The following is a 15444-nucleotide window of genomic DNA, read 5'->3' as shown; positions in this document are numbered from 1 at the left end:
TGAGGGTTTTGTAACGGATAACATACTACACCGGAATGGGATTATGCTACCGGATTCCCGGAATATTTGTCTGATTAGGATGTATTTTTAAAAAAGGAACTATCCGACTTCATTGCCTTATCCCGCGAGAACTGCAGACCCCAAATATTTAGATTGGTATTTATCGGAATTGGGTTGTAGAATCGTATGACAAATCACGGTACATATGGCCCGCCGGTTTCTCCCCATCCCCATCTGGGCATAGGTTGTTCTTTGTCCATCTCCAGCTGTTCCTCCCGGGAATTGATGACGGCAATGCGCGTACCCCATTCGAGGTATCCTACAACGGCCGACCTGAACTCGGGATCTGCCGGTAATCCCAGCTCATCTGCTGTTTCGAGCAGCAGCGCTACCCACCTTTGACGGTGTTGTTCGGTGAGATGTTTGCCAAGATGTTTTTGTACCATCTGGTAATGAGATCCTTCACCCTCGCTGTAAGTTTTGGGTCCGCCGAATACTTCTGCGATAAAGTGCGCCACATGTTGCTGGTGTTCCGGACTCATGTGCTTAAAAATTGGTTCCAGCAAAGGGTCTTTCAGCACTTTTTTATAAAAAGTATCTGTCAGCTTTTCGAATACCGGCATACCACCGGCCCATTCGTATAAAGTTGGGATTTTTTTATCGGTTGTCATCTTGTTAATTTAGTGAAAATTGCTTTCAAATGTATACAAGATGTATCGCGGGAGCAAGAACTTACCAAAAAGTAGGGACCATGATCACATTAAACGATAAGACATATACCTGTCCGGTGGACGTGACCCTCGGGTTCATTGGCGGCAAATGGAAATTGCTGATACTGTCGCATCTGCACTGGCAGGAGCAAAGCAGTTATGCAAAATTGAAAGAGAACCTGCCGGGCGTATCTGAGAAAATGCTCAGCCAGCAGCTGAAGGAGCTGGAGCGCGACTTATTGATCACTAAGACTATGCTGTCCCGGAAACCCTACCGGGTCAGCTATTCACTGTCGGCAGAAGGGAAGTCACTGGCACCGCTATACGAATTTGTGAGCAGCTGGGGCGTCCGGTATCTGAAGCAGCAAGGTATCGATTATATCCAGGACCAGCAGCTGTATAAATAGTTGTCAACCATCAACAATCCCTTTCACCAGGTTGCCCCATTGTGCCTTGGACATCCCCAGTATAGCGCCAATGGCGGTGAATAAATTCCTGACTTTGTCCAGGAATGCCCGCACACCGGTATTGGGGATCTCATTCCTGCCATAAACACTGGCTTTCACCTCCAGACCATTTTTCTCTACAATAAAGGAACTGGTGGCGTGATGTTTAAAGAAATGCGCCGTCTCCCTGTCTGCCGATTGGGGCAATGGTAACGGTCGTACGCGCATGCCCGTATACGCCTGTTCCCGGCTGCTTACCTGCTCTACCTGTACCCAGTCGAACCCCCTGCCGGCATGGGGGCCGGGCCCGGGAAGATTGATACGGATATAATCTCCTTCCCGGACGGAACGGTACATCGGTTCGCCTTGCGGGTTTACCAGCTGGAAACGGGCGCTGAGCGGACCACTCAGTAACTGCCACTGATTTACATCGAGCAGCCTGCGCCGGGCCACTTCGTACAGCACGACCGCCGCCTCCGGATCTTCCGCACGCCGGCAGTAGCTGGTATTGGACTGTCCGCCCTTTTGTTGCGCGGGAATGAGCCCGCTTGCTGTCAATGACGAATCCATAATTCCACAAATTGGTACACCGGAAACGCTTCAACAATTATGCCCCTGCAATTCTTTTTTTAACCGCCTCAGCATGGGACAGGATAGTTGCCCGGTATTTTTGTCCTAATTTACCTTTCGTATTACTGCATGATAAAATTCCACGTTATGCCGAAATGCCATTGAGCGTATCAACCAGCGGGCTGTGACAGCCTGATTCCAGAAATAATAGTATGTCGTATAACCGTTGTTGTTACACGGGACTATGACCCGTGCCGGGACAGTTGTGCCTGAAATTTTCCAATAGTCAACATTTATTGTTCAACAAAAGATTTCACGTTATGTCTAAACGTTATGCACGTTTGTGGCTATGGCACCGCCATGCCTGGCTATGTGGGTTGTTACCTTTACTATGTAGCCAGCTCCTGCTGGCGCAACAAAAACAAATTACCGGCATCGTTTCAGATTCCACCTCCGGTGCACTGACCGGCGTCACGGTGCAGGTAGCAGGTAAAACCATCGGTACGCAGACGGACGCCAAAGGGGTCTATCACATCGCAGCGGCGCCAGGAGAAACGCTGTCTTTCCGCTTTATCGGTTATGAAGAAAAAAGGGTAGTCGTAGGCACACAGGCTGTCATCAACGTATTGCTGAAGCCTAACACCGCCGGTTTGAGTGAAGTGGTTGTTATCGGTTACGGCGCCCGCCAGAAAAAAGACCTTACCGGCGCAGTAGCAACGCTCAGCAGCAAACAAATGCAGGACTTGCCGGTAGCAGGGGTAGACCAGAAACTGACCGGACAGATACCCGGCGTACAGGTGAGCGCAGTGTCGGGGACACCCGGCGGTGGCGCTGCCATTAAAATCAGGGGCTCCGGCTCTTTCGGCGCCAGCAGCGACCCCCTTTTTGTGATAGACGGCTTCCCCATTGCCGCCAGCTTCGGTCAGCAGGCAAGCCCCCTGGGCTTCATCAATCCCGACGATATAGAGAACATCACCATCCTGAAAGATGCCTCTTCTACTGCCATCTACGGCAGCCGCGGCTCCAACGGGGTAGCCATCGTGACCACCAAAAGAGGGAAGAAAGGCGTACCGCTGGTGCAGGTCAACAGCTACTATGGTATGCAGGAAGTGCCGCAAAAAGGACGTCCCCGGATGCTGAACGCCCGCGAGTTTGCACAGTTCAGAAAAGATATCATCGTGGATGATTTTGCCTCCCGTGGCCAGACAGCCACCGATGCGGATATCCCCGAAGAATACCGGCGTCCGGAACAGTATGGCGAAGGTACCAACTGGTACAATACCGTGTTGCGCAAAGCGCCCCAGCACAATACAACCGTTAGCGTTAGTGGCGGTTCCGAAAACACCCGCTACTATTTCTCTTTTGGCTATTTCAAACAGGACGGCGTACTGCGCTACACCGGCTACGATCGTTATACGGTCAGGGCTAATATAGAAAGCAATATCGGCCGCAAAATCAAAATAGGACTGAACCTTGCACCAACGTACCACACGCAGGCGGTCAATGATTTTGAGAACGGTTTTACAGATGTGCTTACCCGCAGCCTGTGGTTAAGTCCCCTGGTCCCCGTGACGGACAAAAACGGTGGCCGTACTCCTTATATCAGCTCCCCGGGCATGTTCAGCGCCGCTAACCCGCTAAACTCCCTCGAGTATGGCGCCACTAAAATCAAATCGCTCACAGGACTGGCTACTACTTACGCGGAATATGAAATTATCCCCGGACTGAAAGCCAAAGGCAGTTTTAATGTCAGTTACGGCAACGGCTCTACGTTTGTCTTTAATCCATCTTTCCTGGGAGGCGTCAACAACCCGCCGCCCAGCATCCCCAATTCCTCGCAGTCAAAGGCCAATGGGCTCAACTGGCTGGGGGAGATGCTGCTGACCTACGACCGGACCTTTCATAAAGACCATTCCCTCAACGTGGTATTGGGCTATACCGCCCAGAAATCACGCGAAGATGTGCTGGTGATCAACGCCGGCAACTATCCCGATGATCTCATTAAGCCCATCGGCGCTGCGGCCACCATTCCTTCCTATACACAGGACGTGCAGGAATGGGCCATCCTCTCCTATCTCGGCAGGATCAACTATGCATTTAAAGATAAATACCTGTTCACCGCAACGGTCCGTTCCGATGGCTCCTCCCGTTTTGGTTATAATACCCGCTACGGCACCTTTCCTTCCGCCGCCATCGCCTGGAGAGCTTCGGAAGAACCTTTCCTGAAACAGGTCTCCTGGCTGAGCGACCTGAAAGCGAGAGTGAGCTACGGCCTCTCCGGTAACTATAACATCGGTAACTATACATACATGTCCAACGTAATTACCAACAATTATGTGCTGGGCAACCAGATCGCCAGCGGCCGTACTACGTCGTCGCTCAGTAACCCTGACCTTACCTGGGAAGAGTCTTCACAGCTGGATGCCGGCGTGGACGTAGGGCTCTTCCGTAATCGTATTACCGTAACCGTAGACTACTACAAACGGCTCACCAAAGGGATGTTGTACAATTCGGAAATCCCGCTCTCTTCCGGTTATACCAACGTGATCATCAATGCAGGTAAAGTAGAGAACCACGGCCTCGAAGTGGGCGTGAGCAGCGAGAATATCAGCGGCGCTTTCACCTGGACCACTAACGCCAATATAGCGTTTAACCGGAACAAGGTCCTGGCGCTCAACGATCGCAACGATCCCATCTACAGCGGCAGGAGCGGGGAAGGCTCTTTTACCCATATTACCGAAGTCGGTAAACCGGTGGGGCTTTTTTATGGCTACGTGGTGGAAGGCATTTATAAAGACCAGGCAGACCTGGACAAGTCGCCGAAGCATGTCACCTCGGTGGTAGGCTCCATCAAATACAAAGACGTGGACGGTAACGGTGTGATAGAACCTGTCAACGATTTTGCCATCATCGGGGACCCTAATCCGAAGTTTGTATGGGGGCTGACCAACAATTTCTCCTTTAAAGGCATCGACCTGGGTATTGTGCTGACAGGCGCACAGGGCGGACAGGTGATGAAAACAGCCAACCAGTACCTGCAAAACATCGATGGTATCTTCAATACAGACAGGAGTGTGCTGGACCGCTGGCGCTCTCCCCAAAACCCGGGAGATGGCAAAACACCGACTACCAACGGCGCACGGGTAATTTACCGCGACGTAAACTCGTCGTGGATCGAAAATGGCTCCTTTATGCGTATTCAGAACATGACCTTAGGCTATAACCTGAATAAGGATTGGTTGCAACGGACCCGTTTCATTTCACGGGCACGTATATACGCCAGTGTGCAGAACCTGCACACCTTCACCCGCTATTCCGGCGCCAATCCGGAAGTGAGCCGTAAAACGGTGTCCGGTAACGCTACCAGTACGGCGTTGACGCCGGGCGAAGATTTTACCAATTATCCGCTGGCAAGGACTTACACACTGGGTATCAACCTGTCTTTTTAAAAGGAAAAAATGTGTCTTATGAAAAGGGTTTGTTATTTTTTAGGTATCAGTATTTATTTATGCAGCTGCGGCAAAAGTTTCCTCGACCTGAATCCGGAAACCTCCATCAACGGCGCTGCTTTCTATAAAACGGAAGGAGAGATAGAACAGGCGGTCAACGGCGCCTATAATATCCTGCAACCGTTGGGTACAGAGAGTTACTGGATTTTCGGGGAGATGCGCTCCGATAACACCGCTTTCCAGTACAATACGGCCGACAGGGGCCATGAGCAATGGGAGTTTGTGGATGAGTTCCTGGCCGGCGCTACGGCGGAATGTATTGCCAATTTCTGGAAGAACAGTTATGTTGGTATTTCAAGAGCCAATGACGTACTGGATAACATTCCGAATGTAAAATCCGGATTCTCTGCGGGAAAGCAGGACCAATATACCGGCGAGGCTGAATTTCTCCGTGCTTTTCACTATTTTAACCTGGTGCGCCAGTTCGGCGGCGTGCCGCTGCGGGACCATTCCGTGGTGGCGCCGGGCGGGGCGCTGTCGAAAGGACGGGCTACCGCAGAGGAAGTATATGCACGTATCATTGCAGACCTGACCGACGCGGCGGCTAAGCTGCCGGCATCGTATACCGGCGCTTCCGTAGGCAGGGCTACTTCCGGTGCCGCCTATACTTTGCTGGGTAAAGTGTATCTGACCCGCCGCCAATACAGCGAGGCGCTGACAGCGCTCAAAAAGGCAACGACTTCAGGCTATAGCCTGCTGCCCGATTATGCGGACAACTTTGAACCCGGAAAGAAGAACGGACCAGAATCTATTTTTGAAATACAATACCTGGGCGCACAGACAGGCCTGTTCAGTACGTTCATGTACATCTTTGCACCGTATACTTCCGGTAGCGCAGTGACGGGCGACAGCAAGACGAGCATCAACGGCAGCGGCTCCGGATGGAATATTCCCACGGCGGACATGATCAGCGCCTACGAGCCAAATGATAAGCGAAAAGACGTCTCGCTGGCCGAAGGCTATAAAGCAACCAACGGTAGTTTTGTGGCGATACCCTATGTGAAGAAATACAACCACGGCTATACGGAGGTGGGCCGCACGAATGATAACTTCCCGGTGCTTCGTTACGCTGACGTGCTCCTGATGATCGCGGAGTGTCTGAATGAACAGGCTTTTGTAGCTAACGGAGAAGCTTTTGATCTGCTGAACCAGGTGCGCCTCCGGGCGGGCCTGCCGAAGAAAACCGCCGGCAATCCCGACCCTGCGCTGAACGTCACCAGCCAGGAAGATTTCAGAAAAGCCGTCTACCACGAACGACAGGTGGAGTTGGCCTTTGAAAACCATCGCTGGTACGACCTGGTGCGCACCGGTAAGGCCGTGGAAATAATGAATGCACATGGTCTCCGTGAGAAACAACAGAAAAATTATATACCCGGCAACGCTTACCAGGTGACCACGAACCGGCTGCTGTTGCCCATTCCGCAAACAGATATTAACCTGGATAACCTGACTCAAAACCCGCAATAGTATTCAAAATTTTTTATCATGATCAGACAGATTGTTCTTTTGTTTTTGTTTATCGCGGTAGCCTGTACAGCACAAACAGGTCATACGGCGTTGACGCGCCTGCGTTGTGAATACCGTGAAAATCCGCTGGGCATAGATGCTGCCACGCCCCGCCTCAGCTGGGAGATCACCAGTAATGAACGGAATGTGATGCAACAGGCTTACCAGATTATGGTTGCCTCTTCACTGGCGGACCTGGAGGCGGATAAAGCGGACCTGTGGAACTCCGGCAAAATCAGTTCCGACCAGTCGCTCGGCGTAGCCTATGCCGGCAAGCCGCTGGGCACCGGCGATGCCTGTTTCTGGAAAGTAAAAGTGTGGACCAGCGACGGGAAAGAATCTGCGTGGAGCGAGCCTGCGTCGTGGACGATGGGGCTGCTGCAGCCGTCCGACTGGCAGGCGGTGTGGATCGGCCTGGACAGCGCCTTCGCCACCGACCGGCCCACAGATACCTTTACCCGTTTAGCGGCCAGGTACCTGAGAAAAGATTTCCGTCTCCCTAAAAAAGTAAAAAAAGCGACCGCTTATATCAGCGGGGTGGGGCTGTATGAATTGTATATCAATGGTAACAAAACCGGCAAAGACGTACTGGCCCCTGGTCCTACGGAGTATAACAAAAGGACGTTCTACAATACGTATAATGTTACATCGCAGCTACAGCAGGGAGACAATACCATTGGCGCTATCCTTGGTAACGGCCGTTATTTTTCCATGAGGGGCAATGGTTCCGGCCTGCCGCCGATTACCAATTTCGGTTATCCGAAAATGATCTGCCAGTTGGATGTACAGTATGAAGACGGGTCGGCAGACAGGATCGTTACCGATAACAGCTGGAAGGTAACAGCCAGCGGCCCTGTAGGTGCCAATAATGAGTATGACGGGGAGGAATATGACGCCACCAAAGAAATGCCCGGATGGAGCAAGCCTGGCTTTAACGCTGCTTCCTGGTTGCCGGTACAGCTGGTGTCTAAACCTGGAGATCTGCTGGTCGCGCAGATGAACAATAATATTCGTGTAATGGATACCGTTAAAGCGCTGCAGGTAAAAGAGATAAAGCCCGGTGTGTTTATCTATGATATGGGACAGAACTTCGTGGGCTGGGTACGGCTGAAAGTGAAAGGTCCCGGCGGAACACAGGTGGCGCTGCGGTTTGCAGAAAGACTGAACGATGACGGATCGCTGTACATGGCTAACCTGCGTTCCGCAAAGGTAACGGACAAGTATACACTGAACGGAAAGAGTACAGAAGAATGGGAGCCGCGTTTTACCTATCATGGTTTCCGTTATGTGGAAGTGACGGGTTATCCAGGAAAGCCGGACCTGTCGGCTATCGAAGGCAGGGTGGTGTATGATGAGATGGCGACCACCGGTCACTTTGAAACCTCCAACGAGGTGATCAACCAGGTTTATAAGAATGCTTACTGGGGCATCCGTGGCAATTACCGTGGGATGCCTACCGATTGCCCGCAACGCGACGAGCGCATGGGATGGCTGGGAGACCGCGCCGTGGGAGCCAGGGGAGAAAGTTTTATTTTCGATAACCATCTGCTGTATGCCAAATGGCTCCAGGATATAGAGGATGCACAAACAGCTGAAGGTAGTGTGCCTGACGTAGCGCCATCCTACTGGCGGATGTATTCCGATAACATGACCTGGCCTGCCGCTTACCTGATCATCGCCAACCTGCTGTATGAACAATACGGCGACGACCAGCCCATTCGTAAGCATTATGCCTCCATGAAAAAGTGGATGGCCTATATGAAAGACAAATACATGAAAGAGCATATTCTCACCAAAGACACTTACGGTGACTGGTGTATGCCGCCGGAATCACCGGAGCTGATACATTCCAAGGACCCGGCCCGCAAGACCGCCGGCGATTTCCTGGGTACTGCTTTTTATTATCATCTGCTGACGCTGATGGAACGTTTTGCGACCATTACCGGCAATCCTGCAGATGTAGCGTCTTTCAAAGCGCTGGGGGAAGAAGTAAAAACGGCCTTCAATAAAAAATTCCTGAACCAGGAAGAAGGGTATTATGCGAACAATACGCCTACTGCCAATATCTTCTCGCTGGCTTACCAGCTGGCGCCGGTAGACAAACAAAAGCAGGTGTTCCGGCATATCGCCGACAAAACGCTCAAAGACTATAAAGGTCATATCAGTACCGGTCTGGTAGGAGCGGAGTGGCTGATGCGCACGTTGACCAACAATGGCCGCGGGGATATCGCTTATCAGCTGGCCACCAACACTAGTTACCCCAGTTGGGGGTATATGGCCAAGGAAGGTGCTACTACTATCTGGGAGCTGTGGAACGGCAATACCGCCGATCCGGCGATGAACTCAGGTAACCACGTGATGTTATTGGGCGACCTGGTAGTATGGTATTACCAGGACCTTGGCGCTATTCAGCCTGACCCCGCTGCGCCCGGATTCAAAAAGATCATCATGAAACCGCTGGTGGTAGGAGACCTGAAAAAAGTGGACGCTTCGTATCACTCCGGTTACGGTATGATCCGCAGTAACTGGGAAAAAACAGACAAGTCTTTTAAATGGCGTATAAGCGTACCTGTTAATACACATGCGACGGTGTATGTGCCGGCAAAAGATGCAAAAAATATAAAAGAAGGCGGAAAGCCGCTGGCAGATAATAAGGATGTGAAATTTCTCAGGATGGAAGATGGATATGCAGTGTATGAAATTCCGTCGGGGGACTATGAGATCCTGAGTGACAATTGATGGTGACTGATGATGAATGCGGCCCCCATAGGCGTATGCCTGTGGGGGCTGTTTTTTATGGGTCATCCCGTGTTAAACGAATCCCTGTTTTCCAGGTCAAAAAACTTTTATTTTTTTGTAACCAATCGGTTACCTATATTTGTAACTGAACGGTTACAAATTAAATTTTATGCGCAGAGATGTTTTTCAGGCGATAGCAGACCCTACCAGAAGGGAAATTATTCATCTGTTGGCCGACAGGTCATTGAGCCTGAACATGGTGGCCGACCATTTTGATATCAGTCGCCCCGCAATTTCCAAACACGTGAAGATATTGACGGAATGTGGGCTTATTGTTATTCAGCAACAGGGCAGGGAGCGTCATTGCAGGGCTGACCTGCATCAGCTGAAGGAAGTATCGGAATGGGTGGAGAACTACCGCCGGTTCTGGAATAAAAAACTGGATGCCCTGGAAGCTTTCCTGGACGAGGATAGTAAAAAGAAAAAAAGGAAGAAGTAAATATTCACGCTTTAAATCACGCTTTATGAAACATCAACCGCTGGTCGTTGAACGGTTACTGAATGCACCTGTCAACAAAGTATGGGAGGCATTGACAGTAAAAGAAAAAATGAAAGTATGGTACTTTGAGGTATCTGATTTTAAACCGGAAGTAGGGTTTGCGTTCAGTTTTATAGGCGCAGACCAGGATGTTGAGTACATCCATCATTGTGTAGTGACGGCCGTAGTGCCCGCCAGAAAACTGTCCTATACCTGGAAGTATGAAAATTATGAAGGTGAATCCCTGCTGACGTTTGAATTGCAGCCGGAAGGAGATAAAACACGGTTGATACTGACGCACGAAGGACTGGAGACATTCCCGCAGCATCTGAAATCCTTTACGAGAGAAAGTTTCACCGGCGGCTGGAATTACTTCATCAACAATGCGCTGCCGAAGTACCTCGATCCGGAGTTTGTGCCGGCGCCTGAGAGTGAAACCCGGTGCTAGGGCGGAAGTCAGGGTTACGGGCAGGATTTCTTCCGTTCATGGCTCTTTACACCTTTTAAGGCTGGTTCCCGCGATGATGGGGAGATGGACGGACTGGTGGAAGAGGATGAGGTCCGGGAGACCGTGCAAGGCGACCATTAACATCATGTATATCGTATCCCGGGGCGCTCCATGGCCCTGGGATTTTTATTATCTTGCCCTTTATGCGCCGATCTTCTTTTTCTGCATCCAATATTATTTACACCTTGTTGTTAGGTGGGTTGCTGGCTATTTTATTCATTCCCGGAGGGAAAGTATGGTTTCTGCAACAGTTGATGAAAGTGGGACTATTTCAGCCGGCAGTGCCGAAGACGGCGGAAGACGCCTTGCCGGCGCCGGAAATGCTTTTCCGCGATGCCGCCACAGGCGCGCCGGTGGCGTTGTCTGCCCTGAAAGGTAAGGTAGTATTTATCAATTTCTGGGCTACCTGGTGCCCGCCCTGCCGGGCGGAGATGCCTTCTGTGGACCGGTTGTACCGGCAGTGGAAGGATAATCCCGGTATGGTGTTCCTGATCGTGGATGCCGATGGTCAGCCGGAAAAGGCCGCCGCGTTTATGCGGGACAACGGCTACGTGTTGCCCGTTACTTTGCTGACAGGAAATGTACCTCAAAATGTATACGACGGTACGCTGCCCACCACGCTGATCATCGATAAGGCGGGCAGGATCGTGTTCCGGGAAACCGGGGCGGCAGATTACGGCAGTCGCCTGCTGGATCAATATATTCAGCAGTTGCTGGCTGAAAAACCCTAGGTTTTGTAAATTTTGCCGGTGGTGACCGCTGAAGTCTTATAGCTATCTTAAAATTGTTTACTTTTGAAGAAATATTTCGTTTACATTATTTACTATGAAAACAGATTCATTAGCTAATAAAGTATATGTAGAGCTGCGCCGCAAGATACTGTCCAATCAACTGGTGCCGGGCATGCGCCTGAAAGAGGACGTGTGGGCCAGGAAGGCAGAAGTAAGCCGTATGGCGGTGCGGGAGGCCCTGACCAGGCTGTTGGGTGAGAACCTGGTGGTGTTCGGAGAGAAGGGCGGTTACTTCGTGAAGTCCATGACAGCCGAAGATATCCGCCAGATCCGCGAATTGCGCGAACTGCTGGAGCTGGGCGCCATCCGGATGGCTATCCCGAAGCTTGCCAAAGCAGATATTACCACGCTGGAAAAAATCTGCGATGACTTTACCAACATGGTGAAAAGCGGCTACATGAGCGGCGCCTGCGAGGCAGACATGAAATTCCACGAAACCCTGATCGCGCTTTCCGGCAATACCAAACTGATGGAGATATACCAGTCCAGCAATATCCCCCTGTTTCATATGAAGCTGGGTAAGATGCTGGTGCAGATGGACGACTATGAACAGACGGACGAAGAGCATCGCGCCATCCTGCAGGCCCTGAAGAATAAAGACGTAAAGAAAGCGGAAGAAGCGCTGGTAAAGCATTTGCTGCGTGGAGAAGTTACCACCCTGGAAGTAGAATAACCCCTCCTGTATTTCTCCTTTTCCCCCGGAATTTCCTCTCTCCGGATTTTTTTGCAAATATTTTTTTGTTTACAAAATTTGAATATATTTGTAAACAGAGTGGCGAACAACTGTCCGTTCCCGGCCGGTACCAAAGCCAACGTTATGTGAAACTTGCGGGCAGTGACGACGCATCGTGTAGCCGCGCCCGTATTATCAACCTGTAATGCCGACATATGTTCTTACCAATCTGACAGAACAATGAACGGTCTATAAAGTAAATCGCGAAAAAATCATCCTCCTCTGAAATCTGTATCCGGCGGGTGAACATGTCAACAGCACCGGCGCATGACTGATCATGCGCACGGGATTATCTAACCATTTTTATCTAACCATCATTATGAAAGGAACACACCTTTACCTATTTGCAACCCTGCTATCGCTCGTGGCAGGTCTTTGCAAGCCACAAAAGCTGATGGCACAGGAGGTCAGGGAAATCAAGGGTACAGTGCTCGACAGTGCTACCCAGGCTGCGCTTCCGGGTGTCACGGTATTTATCAAAGGCACCCAAACCGGCGCATCTACCAATGCGGAAGGCCGCTTTACCATCCGTGCTGCCAGCAGTGATGTGCTCTCCTTCACCTACATCGGTTATGATAAGAAAGAAACGGCTGTCGGCAACCGCCATACCATTTTTATCTCCCTGCCTCAGAGCAAAACAACATTAAACGAAACAGTGGTCATTGGCTATGGCGCGGTAAAGAAAAGTTCGGTGACCGCCTCTGTGGCCAAAGTGGAAAATAAAATACTCGACCAGGTGCCTGCCGGCCGCCCGGAAGCAGCACTGGTGGGCCGCATGGCAGGCGTGAATATCTCACAGTCACGCGGCCAGGCCGGTTCAGCCCCTACCATCCGTATCCGCGGCATCGGCTCCATCAGCGCAGGCAACGATCCGCTGATCGTTATCGACGGCATCCCCGGCGGTAACCTCGGCATGATCAATATGAACGATGTGCAATCCGTAGAAGTGCTGAAAGACGCCTCTTCCGCTGCCATCTATGGCTCGCGTGCAGCCGGTGGCGTTATCCTCGTCACCATGAAAAAAGGCGTGGCGGGCAAACCGAAATTTAACTTCAACGGCTATGCAGGCCTGGGCAAAGCCATCGTACACAACGACTGGATCACCGGCGATGAATACTATAATTATGCCGTTAAATACCAAAACCGAGAATACGGCTGGGTAGGCGGCGACGTTAGTCTCCCTGTATGGGGCGATGCCAGAAGGCCCGCCGCCTACCAGGTAAGCGACGTGCTGAAAACCGGGCATGTAGTATGGCAGGACGCTGTCATGCGCACTGCGCCCATACAGAGTTATAACATTTCCGCCAGCGGTGGCACCGACAAGGCTACCTACTACGTAGCGGCCACTTATAAAGATGAACAAGGTTCCATGGTCAACACATGGTTTAAAACCTATGGCCTCAGAGCCAATGTAGACGTGCAGGCCAGCAAAGTGGTGAGCGTAGGTTTCATGCTGAACCCTACCTATTCCAAACGCCGCTACAACCCTTCCGAAATTCCTAACTATTCCAAATACCCTTCTTTTGTAGACGTGCAGCGTCCTAACGGTACCTATCCCAAAGCCCGTGAATACTGGGGCGCTGTCGTCACCGGGCAGGTAAACCCGATGGCTACACTGGAAGGATCTGAATATTATGGCAGCAGCTTCAGTAACATCGGTGAAGCCTACCTGAAACTGAACCTGGCCAAAGGCCTGAGCTTCCGCTCTTCCGTAGGTACTACCATGGACTTCAGCAACCGCGATGAGTTCCAGGCTTCCTGGGCTACCAGCGCCGCCAAAAACTCAGGTACCGACATCACCACCAATAATATTAATATCCTCAACGAAAACGTGTTGAGCTATAACACCACCTTCAAAGGTGGTCACGATCTGTCAGCCATCGCAGGCGCTTCCTATCAGCGTAACGACAGCAAAGCGGTCAACCTCTACGCCGTTGCCGGCAGTTACAACAACGATATTGTACACACAATGGGCAACGCCACCCTGGCGCCCAACAGCAATACCGTGAAAAGCAAATGGGGACTTATTTCCTACTTCACCCGCGTGAACTATGGCTATAAAGATAAATACCTGCTGTCTGCCTCCATCCGCACAGATGCCAGCTCCCGCTTCGGTCCGGACAACCGCTGGGGTTACTTCCCCTCTGTGTCCGCCGCCTGGCGCGTAAAACAGGAAAGCTTCCTGAAAGATTTTCAGCCGATCAGTGACCTGAAACTGAGAGCCAGCTGGGGCGTGACAGGCAATTTCAATATCGGCGACTTCCAGTATCTCGGACTGATGGGCAACACCTTCTATTCCCCCGGTAACGTGGTGTCCAAAGGGCAGGCCGCCATCAGCTACGGCAACAGCCAGCTCGGCTGGGAAAAGACCAAAGGCATCGACATCGGCGGTGAACTCTCCGTACTGGACAACCGTATCAGCATCGTATTCGATTACTACGACAAACGCACCACCGACCTGCTGTACAGCATGCCGGTTCCGGCCACCACCGGTTTTGGTACCACCATGACCAACATCGGGGAGATCCGCAACCGTGGGATCGAGTTTGAGGTGAATACCCGGAATATCGTCGGTAAATTCAACTGGCAAACTTCGTTCAACTATTCCCGTAACCGTAATACGGTAGAAGACCTCGGGGGCGTCAACAACGTGATCATCGCGGACCCTTCTTCCAATATGAACTGGATATTGCGCGTAGGGGAGCCCATGTTCTCCTACTATGGTTATAAGATCAACGGTGTCTATAAAGATGCCGCCGACGTGGCGGCCAATCCTGGCATTGCCGGTTCCCGGCCGGGTAACCCGAAATTTGAGGATACCGATGGCAATAAAAAAATCGATGCCAACGACAAACAACTGCTGGGCAACTTCCAGCCCAAAGCCATCCTTGGCATGGTGAACAATTTCTCTTACAACAATTTTGACCTGAGCATCGCTATGCAGGCATCCCTCGGCGCCAAAATGTACAACTACGAAAATCAGTTTTACCAGGGAGCGCTGCTGGGCGCGATGCGCCGCTCGCTGGTGGAAAACCAGTGGTGGTCGCCATCAGATCCGGGCAACGGGAAAGTGCCGGCCAGCGCCCTCAACACATTGGGATTCCAGACGATGTCTGACGCTTATATAGAAGACGCCTCCTTCCTTGCCATTCGTAACGTAAACCTTGGGTATACCCTGCCGGAAACACTGGTCCGCAAACTGCGGGTGACCAACTTCAGGATGTACCTCTCTGCCAGCAACCTGTTCATCTTCACCAAAAAAGAATTCCATGGATATAACCCGGAAGGTTATACGAAAGGGGAGGTGAACGGTGTTGCCAGCATGCCGGGCGCCAACTACGGAGCAGAACCCATCAGCCGCATCTATGCGCTGGGATTCAATTTTAACTTCTAA

General features: G+C 51.3%; 11 protein-coding genes. 9 read left to right on the top strand and 2 right to left on the bottom strand.

The features are described from left to right. Positions 1-194: 194 nt before the first annotated feature. The gene (locus B5D63_RS21075) at positions 195-671 is read right to left on the bottom strand and encodes a group II truncated hemoglobin (RefSeq protein ID WP_078670818.1); all 477 of its coding nucleotides are present in this window, start codon (positions 669-671) and stop codon (positions 195-197) included. Positions 672-751: 80 nt separating this feature from the next. Between B5D63_RS21075 and B5D63_RS21070 the strand changes: the two genes are divergently transcribed. Further along, positions 752-1117 (top strand): winged helix-turn-helix transcriptional regulator, encoded by a 366-nt coding sequence (locus B5D63_RS21070; RefSeq protein ID WP_078670817.1) that lies wholly within the window; start codon positions 752-754, stop codon positions 1115-1117. 3 nt (positions 1118-1120) lie between these two features. Here B5D63_RS21070 and B5D63_RS21065 read toward each other — a convergent pair whose 3' ends face one another. Continuing rightward, positions 1121-1726, bottom strand: coding sequence for a hypothetical protein (locus tag B5D63_RS21065; protein WP_143313019.1), 606 nt, complete (start codon positions 1724-1726; stop codon positions 1121-1123). Positions 1727-2046: 320 nt separating this feature from the next. On the opposite strand from B5D63_RS21065, the gene B5D63_RS21060 reads away from it, so the two are divergent. The 8 genes from B5D63_RS21060 to B5D63_RS21025 all read left to right on the top strand — a co-directional run bounded on the left by B5D63_RS21060 (position 2047) and on the right by B5D63_RS21025 (position 15444). Beyond that, positions 2047-5175 carry a SusC/RagA family TonB-linked outer membrane protein gene (locus B5D63_RS21060; RefSeq protein WP_078670815.1) on the top strand — a complete coding sequence of 1043 codons (3129 nt, stop codon included), beginning with the start codon at positions 2047-2049 and terminating at the stop codon, positions 5173-5175. A gap of 18 nt (positions 5176-5193) precedes the next feature. Continuing rightward, positions 5194-6702 (top strand): RagB/SusD family nutrient uptake outer membrane protein, encoded by a 1509-nt coding sequence (locus tag B5D63_RS21055; protein ID WP_159456107.1) that lies wholly within the window; start codon positions 5194-5196, stop codon positions 6700-6702. A gap of 18 nt (positions 6703-6720) precedes the next feature. Further along, on the top strand, positions 6721-9480 hold the full coding sequence (locus tag B5D63_RS21050; RefSeq protein WP_200817060.1) for a glycoside hydrolase family 78 protein: 2760 nt from the start codon (positions 6721-6723) through the stop codon (positions 9478-9480). Positions 9481-9649: 169 nt separating this feature from the next. Further along, entirely contained in the window at positions 9650-9979 is a 330-nt protein-coding gene (locus tag B5D63_RS21045; protein WP_078670813.1) for an ArsR/SmtB family transcription factor, read from the top strand. 25 nt (positions 9980-10004) lie between these two features. Then, positions 10005-10466, top strand: a complete 462-nt coding sequence (locus B5D63_RS21040) for an SRPBCC family protein (protein ID WP_078670812.1) — start codon at positions 10005-10007, stop codon at positions 10464-10466. 203 nt (positions 10467-10669) lie between these two features. Continuing rightward, complete coding sequence (locus tag B5D63_RS21035) at positions 10670-11257, top strand: TlpA family protein disulfide reductase (RefSeq protein ID WP_078670811.1); 588 nt, start codon at positions 10670-10672, stop codon at positions 11255-11257. Between the two features lie 94 nt (positions 11258-11351). Continuing rightward, the gene (locus B5D63_RS21030; RefSeq protein ID WP_078670810.1) at positions 11352-11990 is read left to right on the top strand and encodes a GntR family transcriptional regulator; all 639 of its coding nucleotides are present in this window, start codon (positions 11352-11354) and stop codon (positions 11988-11990) included. Between the two features lie 379 nt (positions 11991-12369). Further along, positions 12370-15444 carry a SusC/RagA family TonB-linked outer membrane protein gene (locus B5D63_RS21025; RefSeq protein ID WP_078671342.1) on the top strand — a complete coding sequence of 1025 codons (3075 nt, stop codon included), beginning with the start codon at positions 12370-12372 and terminating at the stop codon, positions 15442-15444.

Source organism: Chitinophaga eiseniae, from assembly GCF_900167135.1.
Taxonomy (GTDB): domain Bacteria; phylum Bacteroidota; class Bacteroidia; order Chitinophagales; family Chitinophagaceae; genus Chitinophaga; species Chitinophaga eiseniae.
Note: the sequence above shows the minus strand (reverse complement) of the source record. Positions and strands in the feature narration are given on the sequence as shown.

What these genes read in the sequence shown, in the direction of transcription:
- B5D63_RS21075 (WP_078670818.1), bottom strand. Translation starts at nt 671, where the DNA reads ATGACAACCGATAAAAAAATCCCAACTTTATACGAATGGGCCGGTGGT.
- B5D63_RS21030 (WP_078670810.1), top strand. Translation starts at nt 11,352, where the DNA reads ATGAAAACAGATTCATTAGCTAATAAAGTATATGTAGAGCTGCGCCGC.
- B5D63_RS21050 (WP_200817060.1), top strand. Translation starts at nt 6,721, where the DNA reads ATGATCAGACAGATTGTTCTTTTGTTTTTGTTTATCGCGGTAGCCTGT.
- B5D63_RS21060 (WP_078670815.1), top strand. Translation starts at nt 2,047, where the DNA reads ATGTCTAAACGTTATGCACGTTTGTGGCTATGGCACCGCCATGCCTGG.
- B5D63_RS21040 (WP_078670812.1), top strand. Translation starts at nt 10,005, where the DNA reads ATGAAACATCAACCGCTGGTCGTTGAACGGTTACTGAATGCACCTGTC.
- B5D63_RS21025 (WP_078671342.1), top strand. Translation starts at nt 12,370, where the DNA reads ATGAAAGGAACACACCTTTACCTATTTGCAACCCTGCTATCGCTCGTG.
- B5D63_RS21055 (WP_159456107.1), top strand. Translation starts at nt 5,194, where the DNA reads ATGAAAAGGGTTTGTTATTTTTTAGGTATCAGTATTTATTTATGCAGC.
- B5D63_RS21065 (WP_143313019.1), bottom strand. Translation starts at nt 1,726, where the DNA reads ATGGATTCGTCATTGACAGCAAGCGGGCTCATTCCCGCGCAACAAAAG.
- B5D63_RS21070 (WP_078670817.1), top strand. Translation starts at nt 752, where the DNA reads ATGATCACATTAAACGATAAGACATATACCTGTCCGGTGGACGTGACC.
- B5D63_RS21035 (WP_078670811.1), top strand. Translation starts at nt 10,670, where the DNA reads ATGCGCCGATCTTCTTTTTCTGCATCCAATATTATTTACACCTTGTTG.
- B5D63_RS21045 (WP_078670813.1), top strand. Translation starts at nt 9,650, where the DNA reads ATGCGCAGAGATGTTTTTCAGGCGATAGCAGACCCTACCAGAAGGGAA.